Origin of the sequence: Lacimicrobium alkaliphilum, assembly GCF_001466725.1 — a bacterium.
Classification (GTDB): domain Bacteria; phylum Pseudomonadota; class Gammaproteobacteria; order Enterobacterales; family Alteromonadaceae; genus Lacimicrobium; species Lacimicrobium alkaliphilum_B.
In genome coordinates this window covers 2,719,906-2,739,504 of record NZ_CP013650.1, presented here as the reverse complement: position 1 = coordinate 2,739,504, position 19,599 = coordinate 2,719,906, and the positions used below count along the sequence as shown (strand labels likewise).

Below are 19,599 nucleotides of genomic sequence, written 5' to 3'. Positions count from 1 at the left end.
AATGGCGAAAAATCCGTTTAAAGGTTCGATTTAATAGAATGTTCTCAAGGTGAGCGAAACCTTTTTCAGTTGACAAAAAGCTTGCACTCACCGTGGAGTCGCAGAGTAAGCGGAGAAGACCGGGTTGGCATGATTTAAGTCTCTGCGCTCTCAGTGTCTCTGCGAGATCAAACAAAGAAAAGCGGGTAATCTCGCAAAGGCGCGGGGACGCAGAGGTTTTAAAGCAGTACGTTGTTACCCTCTTCGCGCCCTTCGTGATTGAGTATTTTGCACCACGAAGCGCACGAAGATCACGAAGAAAACTGCTGCCGACTTTTGGGAACTCGCCAAGTTGGGGGCGCAGAGATCACCGAGATTTTAAGGCATAAACCCTGACGTTCTCCGTGTTCTCTGAGTTCCTGTGGTGAACAGGCTTTTAGTCAAGGGTCAGGTTTTGCCCTGATGGCGCTGTTTTAGCAACTCAATAACATCGGCTAACTGCAAACCGCTGGCCTGCAGTAACACAATCAGGTGGTAGAGCAGATCGGCACTTTCATTTTTCAGTTCTTCCAGATCAGCTACCGTGGCGGCCAGTGCAGTTTCTACACCCTCTTCGCCGACTTTCTGAGCGATGCGCTTGATGCCTTTGGCATACAGGCTGGCGGTATAGCTGCTGTCCGGACTGGCCTGTTTACGGCCGGCCAGCACCTGCTCCAGTTCCCCGATAAAGGTCATCCCGGGTGTCGCACCTTGCTGCCAGCAACTTGGTGTGCCAAGGTGGCAGGTGGGGCCGTTAGGATGGGCGAGGGCTATCAGGCAATCCTGATCGCAATCAGCGGATAGCTCCACCAAATCCAGAGTGTGACCGGAGCTTTCCCCTTTAGTCCAGAGTCGCTGTTTGGATCGGCTGTAAAAGGTGACCGTTGAGGTTTCCAGTGTCTTTATTGCCGCCTGCGGGTTCATATAACCCTGCATCAGGATCTTGCCGGATACTGCGTGCTGAACCACCACCGGGATCAGGTCATCCATTTTGTCCCAGGCCAGGGCGTTGAGGTTGTCTTGAGTCACTAACATTGATACGTCTCTTTTTCAGGTTCTGATAGGAATGTGCTGGTTACGCAGAAAATCTTTTAGTTCCCGGAGCGCAATAATCCCTTTGTGAAATACCGATGCCGCCAGAGCACCGTCCACATCGGCCTGCAGGAATACATCACTGAAATGCTGCATTTCACCGGCTCCGCCGGACGCAATCAGCGGCACCTTGCAGTGCTGACGAATGCTTTTAAGTTGCTTAATGTCATAGCCCTGACGCACACCGTCCTGATTCATGCAGTTAAGTACAATTTCACCAGCGCCTCTGGCCTGTACTTCATTGACCCAGTCGGCTGTTTGCCAGGCGGTGGTCTGAGTGCGTTTTTCATCGCCGGTAAACTGTTTAACCTGATATACGCCGCTTTGCTCATCATAAAAACTGTCAATGCCGATCACCACACATTGCTGGCCAAAACGGTCATGTAACCGGGTGATCAACTCAGGATCAGCCAGGGCCGGGGAATTGACCGAGATTTTGTCTGCCCCCATTTCCAGTATGCGCCCGGCATCTGCTACGGATTTAATACCGCCCGCCACACAAAAGGGAATATCAATGACCCTGGCGACCCGGCTGACCCAGCTTTTATCTACCACTCTGGCATCGCTGGAGGCGGTGATATCGTAAAACACCAGCTCATCGGCCCCGGCTTTGGCATAGGCCTCCGCCAGCGGCTCGATATCACCGACAATTTCATGATTGCGAAACTGTACACCTTTTACGACTTTGCCGTCTTTGACATCGAGACAGGGGATAATCCGCTTTGCCAGCATCAGCTCTTCTCCCATACTGCTATGGCTTCGCTAAGTTCAAACTTGCCCTCCAGCAGTGCTCTGCCAAGGATAACGCTATTCACGCCACTTGGTTTTAGCTCGCGAAGGTGTTCTAAACCGCCTATACCACCAGAGGCCTGCCAGATCACATCGGGAAATTGCTGCTTCATCTGTTGATAGAGGCTGGTATTGGGCCCCTGCAAGGTGCCGTCACAGGCGATATCGGTGCACAGCACATGCCTGGCCCCGGCTTCAGTCATCTCATTTAACAGGGGAGCGAGTTCTGTGCCGCTGTCCTGTTGCCAGCCATGGGTGGCAATGCACTTACGCCCACTGGCATCGATGTTCACATCCAGCGCTAAAACGATTTTTTCTGCGCCGTATTTTTTTAGCCAGCTTTTTACCAGGTCAGGTTGTTTTACTGCCAGCGAGCCAATCACGACCCGATCTACACCGGCATCCAGTAACTGCATTAGATCCGCTTCACTGCGTATGCCGCCACCGGCCTGAAATTGCATGCGTTTTGTCGCCACCATTTCTGAGATAAGTGTTAGCTGGCGTTTTTCGGGATCTTTGGCACCGCTGAGATCGACAATATGTAGCCAGGTAGCACCGGCATCAGCATAGCGATGCACCACATCAACAGGTGATAAAGCGTACTGGGTTTTTTGCTGATAATCACCCTGATAAAGGCGCACCACCTGACCGTCGATTAAATCAATTGCCGGAATAATCATAATCTTCTCTTAACAAAATTCGATAAAGTTACGCAACAGCTTAGCGCCCACAGGGCCTGAGCGCTCAGGGTGAAATTGCACCCCGTAAAAGTTGCCCTGAGCAATGCTGGCGGAGAAGCTCCCGCCATAATCACAACTGCTCAGGGTATGAGCGCCAAGGGCAACGGCGTAGCTGTGTACAAAGTAAAAGTAGCTGCCATCTTCAATGCCTTTAAAAAGCGCGGAGCTCTGCTGTGAACGGATTTGATTCCAGCCCATATGAGGCAGGCGCAAATCACCCACCTGCATGCGCCTGACATCGGTGTCGATCATGCCAAGGCATTGTGCCGGACCTTCTTCGGACCAGCGGGTCATCAGTTGCATACCCAGACAAATTCCCAGCACCGGTTGGGTAAGTTGGGGCAGCAGCTCTGCCAGACCTTTGTCGTGAATCTGTTCCATCGCAGCCGCGGCGGCTCCCACTCCGGGTAAAAACACCTTATCTGCGGCCTGAATCTGCTGTGGCTTATCGGACACCTCCACCTGATAGCCAAGGCGCTCAATAGCGAAGCGGACTGAAGAGATATTGGCGCAGCCGGTATCGACAATAACCAGTTTCACTACAGGGCTCCTTTGCTACTGGGTAACACATCACCCTGCTTGGTCACCGCCTGGCGCAGCGCTCTGCCAAATACCTTAAACAGGCTTTCCACCTGATGGTGGGCATTACCTTCGGTAGTGGAGAGGTGTAATGAGATCCCCATGCTGTCACTTAATGAGCGGAAAAAGTGTGACACCATCTGAGTGGACATCTCGCCTACATTTTCCTGAGTGAAGCTGGCATCAAATTTAAGATATGGACGGGCAGAGATATCCAGCACACATTCAGCCCGGCACTCATCCATTGGCAGGGCAAAGCCGAAGCGTCCAATGCCCCGTTTGTCTCCTAAGGCCTTACGCAGCGCCTCACCGATAGCCAGAGCCGTATCTTCCACTGAATGATGATCATCGATATGCAAATCGCCTTTAACCTCAACATCCAGCGTAATGCCGCCATGGGTGGCAATCTGATCGAGCATATGATCGAAAAAGCCGATGCCGGTGCTGATTTTTGATTTACGCTGATGATCCAGATCCACATTCACACGAATATCCGTCTCAGAGGTGGTACGGATAACCTCTGCCAGACGACCTTTGCTGGTAAGATGCTTTTCTATGGCCAGCCAGTTATTCTGCTTTCGGTCATATAACAGCCCGCGAATGCCCATGTTATCGGCCAGTTGCATATCGGTTTGGCGGTCACCAATAACAAAAGAGCGGCTGAAATCCACTTTTCCCTGTTGCAGATAGTCTTTGACCAGGCCGAGTTTTGGTTTACGGCAACTGCAATTGTCCTGCTCAAAGTGGGGGCAGATTAAAACGTCGTCAAACCGGACACCCTGGGAGGAAAACAGCGCCATCATCTTGTTATGAGGTGCATCAAAGTCGGCCTGAGGGAAGCTGTTGGTACCAAGACCGTCCTGATTGGATACCATCACCAGTTTAAAACCTGCCTGTTGCAGCCGTATCAGTACCGGCACTACCATAGGCTCAAATACCAGCTTTTCGAGGCTGTCCAGTTGTTTGTCCACCGGCGGCTCTTCTACCAGGGTACCGTCTCTGTCGATAAATAAAATCGCCTGTTGGCTCATTGCCCCTCCTGCTGATAAAAGGTTTTAATGGCGGCAAGCAGCCGCTGGTTTTGTTCGTTATTGCCGATGCTGATACGCAGGCAATGCTTAAGATGAAATTGTTTGGACTGATCCCGGATCAGGATCCCCCGGGCCACCAGGTTGTCCATCAACCCTTGCTTCTGCCTGGCCCGCACCAGAATAAAGTTAGCCTGAATATCGCCAATCGGGGTAAGCTCAGGGATAGCGCGGAGCTCCTCAAGCAGGTTTTGCCGCCACTGGTTTAACAGACTGACCTGTTGGTTAAGCTTTTTCAGCCCCCCTGCAGACATTGCCTGTGCTGCAATCTGAGCTACCGGTTCGGGTACAGGGTAGGGCGCTATAGCTTTGAGCAATACCTGAACAATTTCAGGCGCGGCCAGGGTAAAGCCGCAGCGGATCCCCGCCAGCGCAAAGGCCTTGGACAGGGTACGCAGAATCACCAGATTAGGATGATCCGCCAGCCAACCGGCACAGCCCTGAGCGCTTGAAAACTCGATATAGGCCTCATCCACCACCACCAGGGCACTGTCTTTGTAGGCTTGTAGTACAGTTCTAAGCTGCTGCTCGTTGATTTCGGTGCCGGTGGGGTTATTGGGCGAGCAGATAAACACCAGTTTTACCTGCTTTTCGACACTCAGCACCCTGTCCATATCCAGACTGAAGTCTTCCTTAAGGGGGGCTTTTTCAACGCCAACCTGAAAGGTTTCGGCACTGATGGCATACATGCCATAAGTTGGGGGGCAAATCAGAATGCGATCTTTTCCCGGCTCACAAAAGGCGCGGATCAGCAATTCTATGCCCTCATCGGCGCCGCGGCTTACCAGTACCTGATCTTTGCTGACTCCGGCATAGTCCGCATAGGCTGAAATCACCGATTTGGGCTGGCAATCGGGATAACGGTTAAGTTTGTCACAGTCCAATTCATAATCGTTGCTAAAAGGGGACTCATTGGCATTCAACCAGTCCTGGCCACCGGAAAAAAGCCGTCTGGCCGACTGGTATGGCTGCAGGTCTTTTAAGTGCGCGCACTGAAGCTTGTCAGCTAACTGCGTGGCATCGTTCATTTCACGTTCTCCCCATCTAATGCCTGTAACCTTAGCGCCACAGCCTGACGATGGGCATCCAGCCCTTCAGCATCAGCCAGTTGCATAATGGCCGGGCCAATTTGTTGTAAGCCCTCTGTAGTTAATTCCTGCACTGTGTAACGACGCAGAAAGTCCATCAGCCCCAGGCTCGAGGTATTGCGGGCATAGCCATAAGTGGGCAGCACATGGTTGGTGCCACTGGCATAATCGCCCGCTGATTCGGGCGACCAGGGGCCAACAAATATCGAACCGGCGTTACTGATCTGTTCCATCCACTGGCGGGGACTGTCCATTTGAAGTATCAGGTGCTCGGGGCCATAGGCGTTACTGATCTCAACGGCCTGTGTCATGGAGTCAGCCAGAATATAGCGACTGTGAGCGATACTCCGGATAGCGATATCTTTGCGGCTCAGGGTGTCTAACTGCTCTTCTACCTGCTGTTTCACCGCCTTGATCAGTGCCTCACTGTCACTGACCAGCACCGCCTGTGAGTCGGCGCCATGTTCAGCCTGAGAGAGTAAATCCGAAGCCACAAATACCGGGTTGGCTTCTTTATCGGCAATCACCAATACCTCGGAGGGTCCTGCCGGCATATCAATGGCCGGGCCACCGGCAATACGGCTGACCTGTTGCTTGGCTTCGGTGACAAAGCTGTTACCTGGGCCGAAGATTTTATCCACCCTGGCAATGGACTCTGTGCCTATAGCCAGTGCAGCAATGGCCTGGGCACCGCCGCACAGATAAACTTCGTCAATCCCACAAAGCCGGGCTGCATAAAGAATTTCCGCAGCCAGAGAGCCATCTTTATTTGGCGGACTGACTAATACTTTTCTGGGGCAGCCCGCCACCTGTGCTGTAGCGCCAAGCATCAGTACAGTCGAAGGTAGCGGTGCAGTACCGCCGGGAATATATAATCCCACCGAGGCGATGGGCTGATGTTTCAGCTCGCAAATCACACCTGGGCTGGTCTGAACCCGAATGTCCTGCGGCCACTGGGCCTGATGAAAAGACCTGATATTGGCATAGGCCAGTTCCAGCGCGGATTTTGTTTGTGGATTCAGCGCGGCGACAGCTTTTTCTATTTTCTCTTTTTCCAGTCGGAGGCCGGACAAGGCGACACCGTCATATTTTTCTGTCAGTTGCACAAGGGCCCTATCGCCATCGCGCCGGACCGCCGCGATGATCCCGGCAACGGTATCCGAAAGGTTTTGGCTGTCGCCCATCGCCGGTCGTTGCAGCAACGCCTGGCGATCGTTGTTTTCTAATTGATTCCAGTTTTGCATACTTACCCCAGCATTTTCTCAATCGGCAGCACCAGAATGCTGCGACAGCCCAGGGCTTTGAGCTTCTCCATGGTCTCCCAGAACATGGTTTCGGTGCTCACTACATGCACAGCGACACTGTTATCGTTACCGGCCAGGGGCAACAGGGTCGGGTTTTCGGCCCCGGGTAGCAGGGCTTTGACCTCGTCGAGTTTATCTTTAGGGGCATGCAGCATGATGTACTTGCTTTCTTTGGCCTGCATCACGCCATTAATACGGGTAAGCAGCTTGTCGATAAGTTGTTGCTTAGGTTGTGGCATCTCACCGCGACGCTGAATTAATACCGCTTTGGAGCGAAAGATCACTTCTTTTTCTTCCAGCCCGTTGGCTTCCAGCGTTGCTCCGGTGCTAACCAGATCGCAGATGGCATCGGCCAGCCCGGCACGGGGAGCCACTTCAACGGAACCATTGAGCATTACTGCTTTGGCGTCGATTTTCTGTTCGCGGAAATAGCGCTCCAGCAGATAGGGGTAAGTGGTGGCGATTTTCTTGCCATTGAGGGATGCCATGCCCTGGTATTGCATCTCATTAGGAACGGCAATAGACAGGCGACAGCCACCGAAATCCAGCCTTTCCAGCACATCGTACTGATGTTGTTTGTCTGCGGCTTTGCGTTCGAGCATTTTTTCTTCCAGCTCGTTTTCACCGATAAAGCCCAGATCCACCACGCCGTCCATTACCAGCCCCGGAATATCATCATCCCGCACCCGCAACAGATCCACAGGCAGGTTAGTGGAATGGGCAATCAGCAGACGGTCACGGATGGAGAGTTTAACGCCAATGGCTTTGAGCAGCTCCATGCTGCCTTCACAAAGCCTGCCGGATTTCTGTACTGCAATTCTGAGTCTGTTGTTGTCTATCATGCTGCTACCTTAAATTTGGTGTCTGAAAACGAAAAACCCCCGGAAGTTGCCTTCCGGGGGTCTCTTAATCTGGGATTCCACTGGAAGGCGATTTACACGACCTTCCAGCACGAACCTGAAAGGTTATGCCGGGTGATGATGGTGATGAATCGTCTTCAGGTTCTGGTTAATCATAATTCGGTATCTCAGTACTCTGGATAAAGTGTATTTTAACGCTCGGAAAAACTCAGCGCCTAAGTTACTGATAAGCGGCCTCCAGTGCAAGAGGGATTTATCGATACAGATGCTATTAATTACAACCTAATGGAATAACAAACAGGAACTTTTGAGTAATTTTTTAAAAAAAACAGTCAAAGTCTCAAGAGGTGATAAATTTTTCCGATACTGTATGATGAAATATTGTTTAAAAAATGTACTGAAATCAGGTTGAGATATGGTAAGTGATCTGCTTTTCCCCATATTGCCCAAGGAAGGCAAGGTTAATCCGCTGGAAGACAAGCACCGTGTCGAGGAAGTCGACAGGGAGGCCCGTCTGCGCGCCCTCGAAGAGGATGAAAAGAATATGACCGCCGAAGAGCGGGATGCGCAGCAACAGAAAAAAAAGAAAAAAAAGCCGGCTGAGAAAAAAGCCAAAAAGAAGAATACTGACGAAAATCAGGGGCCTGATGAAGACGGGCATCTGGATATTTACGTATAGTTTTGCCTGCCATCCCTTCACCCACGTTGCTCATATAGCATTCACTTAATCTCTGCTCAGCATACTCCTTTGCATGTTTAGCGCGGTTTTTCTTGCCCGCATCAGGCGCTTCGATTAGCCTTAATATAGCTAAGTTGTTGGTTTGGTGGTTTTTTCAACTTAACACCAGACTTAAGTGCCGCAATAGCCTTACGGGCGGGTTTATTGGACTTTGGTCTGGCCTGTGGGTATAAATCACTTTTTCTTAGCGGCGCTGTTCATACAATAACAAAATGGAGCACGGCGACATAATGAGCTTATTCTGGATACCCGTTTTATTATTGATTGGGGTGTTTGTGCCGCTGATAACCGAGCGGCTTGGGCGCACTGCCTGTGCATTTTTTACCATGCTGGCTCCGGCACTGGCATTGACTCAGATTGCCGGATTACTTCCAAGGGTATTATCCGGTGAAGTGATCACCGAAAGTCTGGCCTGGATCCCCGCCGCAGGTTTGACACTGTCCATGCGCCTGGATGGCCTGGCGATGATGTTTGCCATTCTGATCCTCGGCATTGGCCTGCTTATTATCCTGTATGCCCGCTATTACCTCTCCGAAAAAGATGCGATGGGGCGCTTCTACGCCTATCTGATCCTGTTTATGACAGCTATGTTGTCCATCGTGTTGTCGAACAATCTGTTACAGCTATGGATGGCCTGGGAAGTCACCAGTATCAGTTCGTTTTTGTTGATCGGCTACTGGTCGTCAAAAACCGATTCCCGTAAAGGGGCAAGAATGGCGCTGACGGTGACCGGGGCCGGTGGTCTGGCGCTATTGGCCGGCTTGTTGATTATTGCCGATATCGTCGGCAGCTATGACTTAGGTACAGTATTGGCCAGCGGCGATGTCATACGCGAACATGCCATGTACCCGGTAGCGCTGATTCTGGTACTTCTGGGGGCGTTCACAAAATCCGCTCAGTTTCCGTTTCATTTCTGGCTGCCCCATGCGATGGCGGCACCCACACCGGTCAGTGCCTATTTGCACTCGGCCACTATGGTGAAGGCCGGAATCTTCTTGCTGGCACGTATGTACCCGGTGTTGTCCGGCACCGAATTATGGTTTTTAACGGTCAGTCTGACCGGGCTGGCAACCCTGCTGCTGGGTGCCTATGTGGCGCTGTTTAAACATGACTTAAAAGGCTTACTGGCCTATTCAACCATCAGTCACCTGGGGCTGATTACGCTGCTGTTGGGAATGGATACCAAATTAGCGGCTGTGGCGGCGGTGTTTCATATAATGAACCACGCCATCTTCAAAGCCTCACTGTTTATGGCGGCAGGGATCATCGATCATGAGTCCGGCTCAAGAGATATGCGCAAACTCAATGGGCTGTGGCGCTATATGCCCTACACCGCCACGCTGGCGATGGTGGCAGCGGCATCCATGGCCGGAGTGCCCTTGCTGAACGGCTTTTTATCCAAGGAAATGTTCTTTGCTGAGACCTTGCATCAGGTGGCGCTTGGCTCTTTGTCCTGGATGATTCCTGTACTGGCGACCCTCGGCGGTATCTTCTCGGTAGCCTACTCATTACGTTTTATTCATGACGTATTTTTTAATGGCGAGCCGGTAGATATTCCTAAAACGCCCCATGAACCCCCCCGGTATATGAAGATCCCCATTGAAATTCTGGTGACCCTGTGTCTGTTAGTGGGATCTTCCCAAGCTTTATGATTGGCGGATTATTGCAGTCAGCCTCTTCCGCTGTATTGGATGGTCAGCTCCCGCAATACAGCCTGTCTATCTGGCATGGCTTTAATCTGCCGCTGCTGATGAGTGGTATTGCGATGGCCGGTGGGTTGCTTGTGTATGCTTATCGTAGCCGCTTGTACCGCTTTCAGTCACAATTTAAGGAAACTGACGCTAAGTTGGTGTTTGAAGGAGCGGTGCAGGCCCTTGTGCGTCAGGCTACAGCCATACATGAATGGATGGCCAATGGCTCATTGCAACGATATGTTGCATTGCTGCTGTTGCTGACTCTGGTGATGACCGCCAGCCCGTTGATGGAACTGAACAGTGCTGCGGGGCATTTGCCGCATCAGGCACTCAATGGTATCGAGATTACCGCAGCGATTTTGCTTTGTATCAGTGCACTGGCCACCGTGATCTTGCATCGCCAGCGAATGGTGGCACTGATCACGTTATCAGTGGTGGGGCTGATTGTATCAATCACCTTTGCCCGCTTCTCGGCACCGGATCTGGCCCTGACTCAGTTGGCAGTGGAAGTGGTCACCGTCATTCTGCTGATGCTGGCGCTGTTTTTCCTGCCTCAGAAAACCAAGAATGAATCCTCGCCAAGGCGGGTGGTAAGAGATCTGGGTATTGCTGCGGTCTGCGGTGGTGTTATTGCTACTATTAATTACGCCATTATTACCCGGCCTTTTGACAGTATTTCAGAGTTTTTCCTGGCCAACAGTAAAACTGGTGGCGGAGGCACCAATGTCGTCAATGTGATTCTGGTGGATTTCAGAGGCTTTGATACCTTTGGTGAGATTACTGTGCTGGGTATAGCCGCACTCGGTATCTTTAAACTGATTGCCAGAATGCGTCTGGCGATGCCGTCCGCTGATGAGAAAGGCAGACCCTGGTCGGAAGATCGTCACCCGCTGATTCTGGCAATGATCTCCCAAAGCCTGTTACCTCTGGCACTGCTGGTTTCGGCCTATATTTTCCTGCGTGGTCACAATATGCCCGGAGGAGGATTTATTGCCGGGCTGATCACCTCGGTGGCCCTGATCCAGCAATATATTGCCCATGGTGTTGACTGGATAAAGCCACGAATCAAGGTGGATTATCAAACCCTGATTGCCAGTGGTGTGCTTATTGCAGCGCTTACCGGTGCAGGCAGCTGGTTTTTCGGCAAACCGTTTTTAACTTCCTGGTTCGATTATTTTGATATCCCCTGGATAGGTGAGATCGAACTGGCCAGTGCCATAGTATTTGATTTGGGTGTGTATCTTACAGTAGTGGGTGCAACCCTGCTGATTCTGGCTAATCTGGGTAAGCTGACTACCCGTCATCGTCCAACGGTGGAGGAATAATGGAAGCCTTGTATGTATTTTGTGTCGGCGTGCTGACCTTTAGTGGCATTTTTCTTTGTCTTCGGGGACGCACCTTTCCTGTGGTGCTGGGTTTGACCCTGCTTTCTTATGCGGTAAACCTGTTTTTGTTTTCCAGTGGGCGTCTTCGTCTTGATGGCGCGGCAATTCTGGGTACATCGGAGTCTTACACCGACCCTTTGCCGCAGGCCCTTGTTTTAACGGCCATAGTTATAGGCTTTGCGATGATTGCTTTCGTGGTCATTCTGGCCATGCGGGCGCGGGCTGATTTGGGCAATGATTTTGTGGATGGCAGAGAACCACCTGATGCCGACCAGGCGATCAAGCCAACGCGGGGTAAAATATGACCAGCCATTTGCCTGTATTACCCATACTGATCCCCCTCTTCGGGGCATTGTTTATGTTGTTGCCACCATTCGCAGGGCCAGAGAAGTACCAGTGGCGTCGTTTTGCCACATTGGTACTGATGTTATTGCAGATTAGTTGCTCAGTCTCGTTAATGCTAGAGGTTATTCAACAGGGCGCGACTTTCTACGCTTTGGGCAACTGGCAGGCACCTTTTGGTATTGTGTTATTCGCTGACAGACTGGCGGTTTTATTGGTCGTGCTCAATGGTGTTCTTGGTCTCGGGGCAACGCTCTATGCCTTTGCCGGAATTGACCGGGAGGGCAAGTACTTTCATCCTCTGCTGCAATTCCAGTTAATGGGTATAAATGGTGCCTTCCTTACCGGGGATTTGTTTAACCTGTTCGTGTTTTTCGAGATCCTGTTAATCGCATCCTATGCCCTGTTGATCCATGGTGGCGGTAAGCAGAAAACACTGGCCAATGTGCATTATGTGATCCTGAACCTGATTGGCTCGAGTTTGTTTTTGTTTGCCTTAGGGACACTTTACGGCACCACTGGCACCCTGAATATCGCCGATATGGCGTTGCGGATTTCACAACTGTCCGCCGGTGAACAAGTGATTGCCAAGGCCGGTGGTTTATTATTATTAATTGTTTTTGGTCTTAAAGCAGCCATGTTGCCTTTACACTTTTGGTTGCCCAGAACCTATGCGGCAGCCAGTGCGCCGGTGGCGGCCCTGTTTGCGATTATGACGAAAGTGGGAATTTACGGTATTTTCAGGGTCTATACGGTGATCTTCGGCGAGCAGGCCGGTGAACTGGCAGACATGGTGCAGCCGTGGATCTGGCCACTGGCATTTTTAACCATTATTGTCGGAGCTATCGGTGCTCTGGCCAGCCCCAATCTGCGTCATCTGGCGGCTAATCTGGTGGTGATTTCGGTGGGTACCCTGCTTATCGCCTTTGCGCTGAGAACGCCAGAGGCGACTGCAGCCGGGTTATATTATCTGGTGCACAGTACCCTGGTGACCGGTGCGCTGTTCTTGATTGCCGATATGATTGGCCAGCAGCGGGGCAAAGCGCTGGACTGGTTTGTGATGGCCCGTAAGGTCAGTCAGCCAGCTCTTTTAGGGATACTGTTCTTTGTTGCGGCGATGACAGTGGCCGGATTACCACCTTTTTCCGGCTTTATCGGTAAACTGATCATATTGCAATCGGCCCACAGTGCCGCCGAAATGCTTTGGATCTGGCCGGTTATTCTGATTGCCGGTCTGATCTCTATCATTGCTTTGTCGCGGGCGGGCACCACATTATTCTGGCGTTATACCGGCGATGGCGACAAATCCCAGCTACAAACGCTGTCTCGCTGGCAGGTATCCGGTGCAGTTTTGTTGTTAGTTGCTTCTCCTCTGTTGGTTATCTTTGGTGCAGCAGTGACTCAGTATACAGACGCCGCTGCCGCGCAATTGCATCAGTTGCAGGGATTGTTCGAGGTTATGAATTTACAGGAGGCTGCCAAATGAGTATGAATTCACGCTGGTTGCCTATGCCAATCCACAGCTTATTGTTGCTGGTGGTGTGGTTGATGCTAAATGGCAGCTTGAGTCCGGGACATCTGATTCTCGGTTCGATTCTCGCTATCTGCATCCCTCTGATTTGCGCGCCATTACAGGTGCCTCAGCCTAAAATTGCACGACCATACAGGGCTATACGCTATATATTGATGGTGCTCGGCGATATCGTGGTGGCCAATATCCAGGTGGCGCTGCTGGTGGTGGGACCCATGCGCCGTATTAATCCGGGCTTTGTTGCGGTGCCACTGGATTTACAGGATACGCTGCCGATTACCGTATTGGCCAGCACGGTGACCATGACACCTGGTACGGTGAGCTGTGAGGTGACTGAAGACAGAAAGTGGCTGTACGTACATGTGCTGGACATGCCCGGGGATGAGCAAGAGGTGGTTAAGCATATTAAGCAGCGTTATGAAGCGGCCATTAAGGAGATATTCGCATGTTAGATTGGAGTATGATTGCTGTTGGCGTCATGCTGTGTATTGCGCTTGTCCTGAATCTGTGGCGGCTGTTGATTGGCCCCCATGTAGTAGACAGAATTCTGGCGCTGGACACCATGTATATCAATAGTATCGCATTGATACTGCTATATGGAATGTATAATGGCACACAACTGTATTTTGAAGCAGCGCTGCTAATCGCTATGTTGGGGTTTGTCAGCAGTGTGGCCTTTGGCAAGTATCTGCTGCGTGGCGATATTATCGAATAGGAGTCAGAATGAATTTCTGGGTAGAGCTATTAATTTCCGTTTTACTGCTTCTTGGCGGGGTGTTTGTATTAGTGGGGTCTATCGGACTTATCCGGCTCAAAGATCTCTATGTTCGTTTGCATGCGCCCACCAAAGCCACAACACTGGGGCTTGGCGGGATACTCCTGGGGTCAATGGTGTATATGTCACACCAACATGGTTACCTTAGTATCCACGAACTGCTGATCACCTTATTTCTGGTCATCACGGCCCCTGTTACGGCCCATATTCTTGCCAAGGTGGCGCTGCATCATGAAGTGGCAATGATGAAGCGCACCCGTAATCAACATCATGTTGATACCGCACGCAGCCAGCTCCCTCCACAAGAGCAAAGCCGGGATAAGGATTAAAAGCTGGTTCTTTTTAACTGGGATAACAGTACCAGAAGCCAAACCAGGCTGTAACAGGCGAAAATTACTATCATCCACTGTGGCATGCTCATCCCTGCCAGGGACCAGTCGATATTTCCACAGTCGCCAGTGGCGGCAAAGATGCCAGGAATCCATTCGTGCAAGGGAAGCCAGCCCGGGAAGTTGGGCACAATCTCACAGGGTGCGAAAAAGGGATTCGCAGCAGTCTGAATATCCACATGTTCTATGGCGATCAATAGACCCCAAATAGCGGAAACACCCCAGCCTGCAATGGCCAGCAGTCTTATCGGCATTTTTCCGGGCGCGCTCATGCCAATCAATGCTGCCATGGCGATCCCGAATACCGCATTACGCTGATAGATACACATGATGCAGGGTTCAAGACCCATCCCATACTGAAAATACAGGGCAATGCCCTCCAATATCAGTGCTGATAACAATAATAAGGTCCAGGCGCGACGTGAACGCGAAGCTCGTGCCAGTGAGGATAGAATTTGCATTATTTTAGGTTCTCCGTTTTAGGCCTGATTCTGCCATTTATTGACAGTAAAAGAGTAACTTTAATTGGTGACAACATCTGGTACAATCAGTTAACAGATACCAACCTGTTTGACTTGGTATCAGCAGCCATAACAATAATAACCTTAAGTGAGTTTTTGTATGATCTATAAGGCTCAGAGTCCTGCCGGCTTTGCGGAAGAATATATTGTCGAATCTATCTGGAGTGGCAGATTTCCTCCAGGCACAATACTCCCTGCTGAACGTGAGCTGTCAGAGTTGATAGGCGTTACCCGAACCACGTTGAGGGAAGTGCTGCAGAGACTGGCACGGGATGGATGGCTGACAATACAGCATGGCAAACCTACCAAAGTTAATAATTTTTGGGAAACATGTGGCCTGAATATTCTCGAAACCTTGGCACGGCTGGATGAGGACGGCATTCCGGAGCTTGTTGATCATCTACTCGCAGCACGTACAAGCGTCAGCGCCGTATTTATCCGCAGAGCGTTTAAAACGGCACCGGACGAGTCGGCAAAGCTACTTGAGGGTTACGTGAACCTGGCAGAGGATGGACAGACCTATGCCGACTTTGATTACCGTATTAATCACGATCTGGCCATGGCATCAGGCAACCGCGTGTTTGTATTGATGATGAACGGGTTCCGGGGATTGTATGCGCGTATTGGTAGTTACTATTTCTCCAATCCCAAGTCCCGTCAACTGGCCCGGGATCATTATGCGCAATTATTGCAGTTAGCGCGTAATGGCGACCATGAAAAAGTGCCAATGCTGATCCGTAAATACGGTGTAGACAGTGGCGAAATCTGGAATGAAATTCGCGGCGATATGCCCACAGGACTGGTTGACTGATTACTTGCGACAGGTCGGATAACACCAGACGGGTTGATCGGATATGTCTATAGCGCCTGTCGGAAGCGGCTCACATCTGCTTTTGGCGGTGCGCCAAATAGTCGGTTGTACTCACGGCTAAATTGTGACGGACTCTCATAACCCACCCTATAGCTGGCCGTGGATGCCTCTAAGCCTTCATACAGCATGATGCGCCGGGCTTCATTCAGCCGCAGTTGTTTCTGAAACTGCAGGGGCGACATCGATGTAACGGCCTTAAAGCTCTGAAATAATGCTGATTCACTCATATGCGCGGCGTCGGCGAGTTCTTTAATGCGCAGAGGCTGGGTATAACGCTCTCGCAGCAATTCTATTACTTTGCTGATGCGGTTAGCCTGGCTGTCGAGCAGAGTAAATTCGCGAAGATGGCTGCCTACCGGGCCGAGTAATAACCGATACAACAATTCACGTCTGAGCAAGGGGAGCAGGACACTGATATCCTGTGGTTGCTGCAATAACTGTAAAATACGCTGAAATACAGACAGCAGGGCCGGTTCAGCATCACCGACACTTATGCCCCGTGGCGTCGTCGATTGGTGCGGTACTCTGTCACCCAGATCTATGACTAAATCGGTCAAATCCTGCTGATCCAGACCGATACTCAGGCCAACATAGGGGGTTGTACTGCTCGCTTTGACTATTTTGCCGCTAACCGGCAGCATCACCGGAACCAACAGATATTGCAGTTGTTTATAGTGCAGTAACTCATCACCCAGTAACAGTTGTTTACTGCCCTGCAGCAACAGGCAAAGTGTGGGTTCGTAAATGGTCGGAGTGGCCGAGGTGGGGGCATCGCTGCGAAACAACCGCACTCCGGGGATTGCTGTCTCACTGACACCGGTGCTATGCAGCGATGTCAGTAGTGGCTGTAGCATTTGCTGGCGCAGTTGTTCGCGTTCATCGGTCATTACCTGCTCTCCATTGTTGTAAGAAAGCCAGTATAGGCAGCAGTCTGCGCTTTGCCTATCCCGGTTGTGCAGCTATGGAGGATCAGGCAAATATTCTGGAGTTTAATTACATTGTGTTGGAGGCAATAATCCGCCAGCGCTCTTTAGTGCGTGTGATCACCCAAAGTGGCGCAGTGGTAATGCCGGTCTGCGTGTTATCGGAGCGATCAGTGCACATTTTTTGCACATTCAGAATCGCATTGTCGTCATTCAGCCCGAAGCCATGTACCAGCCTGTAGTTTAAACATTTGTCATGCAGGAGCAAAAAGTTGCTGGCCAGGTAGTCACAGATCTGTTCGCGACCATAAAGTCGCTGACCCAGAATATTTACCAGCATGGCCTGCTCTGCGAAGCAATCAGCCAAGGCGCTCAGGCTCCTCTGGTTAATTGCCTTCTCTACGTCATAAAGCAACTGCATTGCGTGATCTCTCATGGGGAAAGACGCTGGTGCGGTTATGATGGCCGATGTAGCTGAAGCAGACATAAACGTATCCTGTGATTTACCAAAACTGGTGTCAGGTTAAAACCTCAGGTTAAGTTAAGGTCAAGCTGAAAATGCAGCAGCTATCAGTTCGTTTACACCCGTGGAAATGCTTGCAGGGTCATTTCCGCTACCTGGCGCAATTGCTCAGAGGTAGCACCATTATTGGCCTGTATTGCCATACCCTGCAATACGGTTCCTAAAAAGCGCGCCAGAGTCTGAGCATCCGCAGTAGCAGGTAAATCACCTTCCTGTTTGGCCCGCTCAAAGCGTGCACACAATTTCTGTTCCCCCTCAACCCGCCGGTTGGTCAGTGCCGCTTTTACTGAGGCGGCTGCTTCACTGCAGGACAGGGCACCTTGCACCACCACACAACCCTGCGGGTGGCTGGTGTCGGCCATATTCATTGCCGCTCCATACAGCATATGTTCGGCCACCTGGTAGGCTGTGGGTTGTTCCAGTGCCGGCAAAAAGAATGAACATGGGCGACTTTCGTATAACTCGATGGCCTTTAAAAATAATTGCTCTTTGTTGCCGAAGGCGGCGTAAAGACTGGGTTTGTTAATGCCCATGGTCTCAGTCAAATCTACTAGTGAGGTTCCGTCATAGCCTTTTTTCCAGAACACTTCCAGCGCCTTTTCAAGCGCCGTTTCCATATCAAAAGCACGGGGTCTTCCTACGTTCGGAGTGCAACCTACCACTGACATTGTTCAACTCCTGCATTAAAAGTCTGTTACATAGTAATTAGCAAAATACCCCCTGTCCAGCAAGGGGACTATACGGACAAGCTCTTGCTCATACGAGTAAGACTGTCACAGACCCGGTATCGTTCAGTAGCCCGCTTTCTAGCCTGAATAGCGGAGTTTCAGGCAAGAATACGGTGGCATCCGGCATTAAGTGAGTCCGCATTGTGCCTTACACTTTCATCACTGGCGGACATCAGCTTCCGTTACTTTCTGGCCGCACAAGGGTGCTGTCAGGTCTTAGAACCAATCCATCTGATGTAGAAGAAAAATATTATACCGATCAGTACAAAATTAATTGACTGCATCTTGTTGTTCTATATATTTACCGAACGGTACATAAATAACCAGTCATTTACAGTAACTTTTTCAGCGACCGCATGGAGAACAGCGTCATGAGCAAAGAAAATACGGTTAAAACTTTCATATTAGCAGGCGTTTCGGCTCTGATATTAGCAGCCTGCTCGCAACCGGAAGCGACAGAATCGGATTCAGCGCCTACACCTCCGGAGGTGAGTGTGGCAAAAGTGGTGTCCGAGCGTATTACCGAGTGGGATCAGTTTACTGGTCGTTTGCAGGCGCCACAAACCGTTAATCTGGTGCCTCGTGTATCCGGTTATATTGAACAGGTGCACTTTAACGAAGGCGCACTGGTTGAAAAAGGCGATTTGCTGGTACAGATAGATCCGCGCCCTTTTGCTGCTGAAGTGGCAAGACTTCAGGCCGAACTGAAAAGCGCACAGAGTGCTGCAACACTGGCTGACAGCGAATATCAAAGGGCAAAAAAACTTAGTGACCAGCGAGCAATATCCGCCGAAGTACTGGATAGCCGATTGGCACGCAAACAGCAATCGGCCGCTACCGTAGCCTCAGTTGTTGCTGCTCTGGAACGCGCGGAACTGGACCTGAGCTACACCCGTATTACCGCCCCCATCAGCGGACGGGTGTCTTATGCGCAGGTGACAGCGGGTAACTATGTCACTGCGGGGCAGAGCCAACTGACCAGCCTGGTTTCGACCGACAAAATGTATGCTTACTTTAATGTGGATGAGCAAAGTTATCTGAAATACGCCCGTCTGAGTGAGGCCGGAAAACGTGCCGATACCCGCGATGCGTCTGCCAATCCCGTGTATATGGCGCTGGCCGACGACAATAGTTATCAGTATATCGGTGCCATCGACTTTGTTGACAATCGCATTGATGAGCACACCGGTACTATCCGCATCCGGGCCAGCTTCGACAACTCTGAAAACAACTTGCTGCCAGGTCTTTTTGCCCGGGTCAAACTGGCCGGCAGTGATGCCTATGAGGGGGTGTTAATTGATGAAAAAGCCATAGGTACCGACCTCAACAACAAGTTTGTGCTGCTGGTAAACAGTAACAATCAGCTGGAATATCGGGCAGTTCAGTTGGGCGAGAAGATTAATGATCTGCGCATTATTACCGCCGGACTGGCAGCGAATGATCGCATCGTAGTAAAGGGGCTGCAGCGGGTTATGCCGAATATGCAGATCACACCGAAGCTGGTGGATATGGCCAGTGCCGAGCAACTGGCCAGTCTGCGCAGTGAACAACAGTTGTTGGATCAAAACAGCAATACGCTGGCTGCGAAGGCAGATTTAACACCGAATCGTGGTTAAGGGG

At 50.9% G+C, this 19,599-nt stretch carries 20 protein-coding genes, 1 pseudogene and 1 other annotated feature; of the genes and pseudogenes, 9 read left to right on the top strand and 12 right to left on the bottom strand.

From position 1 onward, the window contains the following. Nucleotides 1-426 precede the first annotated feature (426 nt). Genes hisIE through hisG form a run of 8 tightly spaced genes read right to left on the bottom strand, consistent with a single transcriptional unit; the run spans nucleotide 427 to nucleotide 7,540 of the window. On the bottom strand, nucleotides 427-1,053 hold the full coding sequence (hisIE, locus tag AT746_RS12405; RefSeq protein WP_062480764.1) for a bifunctional phosphoribosyl-AMP cyclohydrolase/phosphoribosyl-ATP diphosphatase HisIE: 627 nt from the start codon (nucleotides 1,051-1,053) through the stop codon (nucleotides 427-429). A 15-nt stretch (nucleotides 1,054-1,068) separates the two neighbouring features. Beyond that, on the bottom strand, nucleotides 1,069-1,842 hold the full coding sequence (gene hisF / locus AT746_RS12400; RefSeq protein ID WP_062484190.1) for an imidazole glycerol phosphate synthase subunit HisF: 774 nt from the start codon (nucleotides 1,840-1,842) through the stop codon (nucleotides 1,069-1,071). Next, nucleotides 1,842-2,579 (bottom strand): 1-(5-phosphoribosyl)-5-[(5-phosphoribosylamino)methylideneamino]imidazole-4-carboxamide isomerase, encoded by a 738-nt coding sequence (hisA, locus tag AT746_RS12395; protein ID WP_062480762.1) that lies wholly within the window; start codon nucleotides 2,577-2,579, stop codon nucleotides 1,842-1,844. Before hisA ends, hisF begins: the two co-directional genes overlap by 1 nt. A gap of 9 nt (nucleotides 2,580-2,588) precedes the next feature. Beyond that, nucleotides 2,589-3,179 carry an imidazole glycerol phosphate synthase subunit HisH gene (hisH, locus tag AT746_RS12390; RefSeq protein ID WP_062480760.1) on the bottom strand — a complete coding sequence of 197 codons (591 nt, stop codon included), beginning with the start codon at nucleotides 3,177-3,179 and terminating at the stop codon, nucleotides 2,589-2,591. Further along, nucleotides 3,179-4,249 (bottom strand): bifunctional histidinol-phosphatase/imidazoleglycerol-phosphate dehydratase HisB, encoded by a 1,071-nt coding sequence (gene hisB / locus AT746_RS12385; protein ID WP_062480757.1) that lies wholly within the window; start codon nucleotides 4,247-4,249, stop codon nucleotides 3,179-3,181. Before hisB ends, hisH begins: the two co-directional genes overlap by 1 nt. Further along, nucleotides 4,246-5,334 (bottom strand): histidinol-phosphate transaminase, encoded by a 1,089-nt coding sequence (gene hisC, locus AT746_RS12380; protein ID WP_062480755.1) that lies wholly within the window; start codon nucleotides 5,332-5,334, stop codon nucleotides 4,246-4,248. The genes hisB and hisC overlap by 4 nt, the downstream gene beginning before the upstream one ends. Beyond that, complete coding sequence (gene hisD, locus AT746_RS12375; protein ID WP_062480753.1) at nucleotides 5,331-6,638, bottom strand: histidinol dehydrogenase; 1,308 nt, start codon at nucleotides 6,636-6,638, stop codon at nucleotides 5,331-5,333. Before hisD ends, hisC begins: the two co-directional genes overlap by 4 nt. A 2-nt stretch (nucleotides 6,639-6,640) precedes the next feature. Beyond that, the gene (hisG, locus tag AT746_RS12370) at nucleotides 6,641-7,540 is read right to left on the bottom strand and encodes an ATP phosphoribosyltransferase (RefSeq protein WP_062480751.1); all 900 of its coding nucleotides are present in this window, start codon (nucleotides 7,538-7,540) and stop codon (nucleotides 6,641-6,643) included. Nucleotides 7,541-7,567: 27 nt separating this feature from the next. Then, nucleotides 7,568-7,688 (bottom strand) — a sequence feature (His leader region). Between the two features lie 285 nt (nucleotides 7,689-7,973). Between hisG and AT746_RS12365 the strand changes: the two genes are divergently transcribed. The 7 genes and pseudogenes from AT746_RS12365 to AT746_RS12335 all read left to right on the top strand — a co-directional run bounded on the left by AT746_RS12365 (nucleotide 7,974) and on the right by AT746_RS12335 (nucleotide 14,353). Beyond that, a complete protein-coding gene (locus AT746_RS12365; RefSeq protein ID WP_062480748.1) occupies nucleotides 7,974-8,237 on the top strand; it encodes a hypothetical protein in 264 nt (87 codons plus the stop codon). Nucleotides 8,238-8,527: 290 nt separating this feature from the next. Continuing rightward, nucleotides 8,528-11,316: pseudogene (locus tag AT746_RS12360) on the top strand (monovalent cation/H+ antiporter subunit A). After that, complete coding sequence (locus AT746_RS12355; RefSeq protein ID WP_062480746.1) at nucleotides 11,316-11,681, top strand: Na+/H+ antiporter subunit C; 366 nt, start codon at nucleotides 11,316-11,318, stop codon at nucleotides 11,679-11,681. The pseudogene AT746_RS12360 and the gene AT746_RS12355 overlap by 1 nt, the downstream one beginning before the upstream one ends. After that, entirely contained in the window at nucleotides 11,678-13,204 is a 1,527-nt protein-coding gene (locus AT746_RS12350) for a monovalent cation/H+ antiporter subunit D (protein ID WP_062480744.1), read from the top strand. Before AT746_RS12355 ends, AT746_RS12350 begins: the two co-directional genes overlap by 4 nt. Beyond that, nucleotides 13,201-13,701 carry a Na+/H+ antiporter subunit E gene (locus AT746_RS12345; protein ID WP_062480742.1) on the top strand — a complete coding sequence of 167 codons (501 nt, stop codon included), beginning with the start codon at nucleotides 13,201-13,203 and terminating at the stop codon, nucleotides 13,699-13,701. Before AT746_RS12350 ends, AT746_RS12345 begins: the two co-directional genes overlap by 4 nt. After that, nucleotides 13,695-13,964 carry a K+/H+ antiporter subunit F gene (locus AT746_RS12340; RefSeq protein WP_062480740.1) on the top strand — a complete coding sequence of 90 codons (270 nt, stop codon included), beginning with the start codon at nucleotides 13,695-13,697 and terminating at the stop codon, nucleotides 13,962-13,964. Before AT746_RS12345 ends, AT746_RS12340 begins: the two co-directional genes overlap by 7 nt. An 8-nt stretch (nucleotides 13,965-13,972) precedes the next feature. Continuing rightward, nucleotides 13,973-14,353, top strand: a complete 381-nt coding sequence (locus AT746_RS12335) for a Na+/H+ antiporter subunit G (RefSeq protein WP_062480738.1) — start codon at nucleotides 13,973-13,975, stop codon at nucleotides 14,351-14,353. Here the strand turns inward: AT746_RS12335 and dsbB are convergent. Continuing rightward, entirely contained in the window at nucleotides 14,350-14,874 is a 525-nt protein-coding gene (dsbB, locus tag AT746_RS12330; RefSeq protein ID WP_062480736.1) for a disulfide bond formation protein DsbB, read from the bottom strand. The genes AT746_RS12335 and dsbB overlap by 4 nt on opposite strands. A 160-nt stretch (nucleotides 14,875-15,034) precedes the next feature. Here dsbB and fadR point away from each other — a divergent pair, with 160 nt between their 5' ends. Beyond that, complete coding sequence (gene fadR, locus AT746_RS12325) at nucleotides 15,035-15,745, top strand: fatty acid metabolism transcriptional regulator FadR (protein WP_062480735.1); 711 nt, start codon at nucleotides 15,035-15,037, stop codon at nucleotides 15,743-15,745. Nucleotides 15,746-15,792: 47 nt separating this feature from the next. Here the strand turns inward: fadR and AT746_RS12320 are convergent, their stop codons facing one another. The 3 genes from AT746_RS12320 to AT746_RS12310 form a co-directional block, all read right to left on the bottom strand. Continuing rightward, complete coding sequence (locus AT746_RS12320) at nucleotides 15,793-16,692, bottom strand: AraC family transcriptional regulator (protein WP_062480733.1); 900 nt, start codon at nucleotides 16,690-16,692, stop codon at nucleotides 15,793-15,795. Nucleotides 16,693-16,798: 106 nt separating this feature from the next. Then, the gene (locus tag AT746_RS12315) at nucleotides 16,799-17,215 is read right to left on the bottom strand and encodes an SgcJ/EcaC family oxidoreductase (protein WP_156413685.1); all 417 of its coding nucleotides are present in this window, start codon (nucleotides 17,213-17,215) and stop codon (nucleotides 16,799-16,801) included. 92 nt (nucleotides 17,216-17,307) lie between these two features. Beyond that, a complete protein-coding gene (locus AT746_RS12310; RefSeq protein WP_062480729.1) occupies nucleotides 17,308-17,919 on the bottom strand; it encodes a TetR/AcrR family transcriptional regulator in 612 nt (203 codons plus the stop codon). Nucleotides 17,920-18,350: 431 nt separating this feature from the next. Here AT746_RS12310 and AT746_RS12305 point away from each other — a divergent pair, with 431 nt between their 5' ends. Beyond that, nucleotides 18,351-19,595 (top strand): efflux RND transporter periplasmic adaptor subunit, encoded by a 1,245-nt coding sequence (locus AT746_RS12305; protein WP_062480727.1) that lies wholly within the window; start codon nucleotides 18,351-18,353, stop codon nucleotides 19,593-19,595. The last annotated feature ends 4 nt before the right edge of the window (nucleotides 19,596-19,599 follow it).

Bases quoted from the DNA above. Each gene is read 5' to 3' on its own strand.
- AT746_RS12320 (WP_062480733.1), bottom strand. From the start codon at position 16,692: ATGACCGATGAACGCGAACAACTGCGCCAGCAAATGCTACAGCCACTA.
- AT746_RS12310 (WP_062480729.1), bottom strand. From the start codon at position 17,919: ATGTCAGTGGTAGGTTGCACTCCGAACGTAGGAAGACCCCGTGCTTTT.
- AT746_RS12350 (WP_062480744.1), top strand. From the start codon at position 11,678: ATGACCAGCCATTTGCCTGTATTACCCATACTGATCCCCCTCTTCGGG.
- AT746_RS12365 (WP_062480748.1), top strand. From the start codon at position 7,974: ATGGTAAGTGATCTGCTTTTCCCCATATTGCCCAAGGAAGGCAAGGTT.
- AT746_RS12340 (WP_062480740.1), top strand. From the start codon at position 13,695: ATGTTAGATTGGAGTATGATTGCTGTTGGCGTCATGCTGTGTATTGCG.
- AT746_RS12345 (WP_062480742.1), top strand. From the start codon at position 13,201: ATGAGTATGAATTCACGCTGGTTGCCTATGCCAATCCACAGCTTATTG.
- hisA (WP_062480762.1), bottom strand. From the start codon at position 2,579: ATGATTATTCCGGCAATTGATTTAATCGACGGTCAGGTGGTGCGCCTT.
- hisC (WP_062480755.1), bottom strand. From the start codon at position 5,334: ATGAACGATGCCACGCAGTTAGCTGACAAGCTTCAGTGCGCGCACTTA.
- AT746_RS12305 (WP_062480727.1), top strand. From the start codon at position 18,351: ATGAGCAAAGAAAATACGGTTAAAACTTTCATATTAGCAGGCGTTTCG.
- hisIE (WP_062480764.1), bottom strand. From the start codon at position 1,053: ATGTTAGTGACTCAAGACAACCTCAACGCCCTGGCCTGGGACAAAATG.
- dsbB (WP_062480736.1), bottom strand. From the start codon at position 14,874: ATGCAAATTCTATCCTCACTGGCACGAGCTTCGCGTTCACGTCGCGCC.
- AT746_RS12355 (WP_062480746.1), top strand. From the start codon at position 11,316: ATGGAAGCCTTGTATGTATTTTGTGTCGGCGTGCTGACCTTTAGTGGC.
- hisF (WP_062484190.1), bottom strand. From the start codon at position 1,842: ATGCTGGCAAAGCGGATTATCCCCTGTCTCGATGTCAAAGACGGCAAA.
- AT746_RS12335 (WP_062480738.1), top strand. From the start codon at position 13,973: ATGAATTTCTGGGTAGAGCTATTAATTTCCGTTTTACTGCTTCTTGGC.
- hisD (WP_062480753.1), bottom strand. From the start codon at position 6,638: ATGCAAAACTGGAATCAATTAGAAAACAACGATCGCCAGGCGTTGCTG.
- hisG (WP_062480751.1), bottom strand. From the start codon at position 7,540: ATGATAGACAACAACAGACTCAGAATTGCAGTACAGAAATCCGGCAGG.
- fadR (WP_062480735.1), top strand. From the start codon at position 15,035: ATGATCTATAAGGCTCAGAGTCCTGCCGGCTTTGCGGAAGAATATATT.
- AT746_RS12315 (WP_156413685.1), bottom strand. From the start codon at position 17,215: ATGTCTGCTTCAGCTACATCGGCCATCATAACCGCACCAGCGTCTTTC.
- hisB (WP_062480757.1), bottom strand. From the start codon at position 4,249: ATGAGCCAACAGGCGATTTTATTTATCGACAGAGACGGTACCCTGGTA.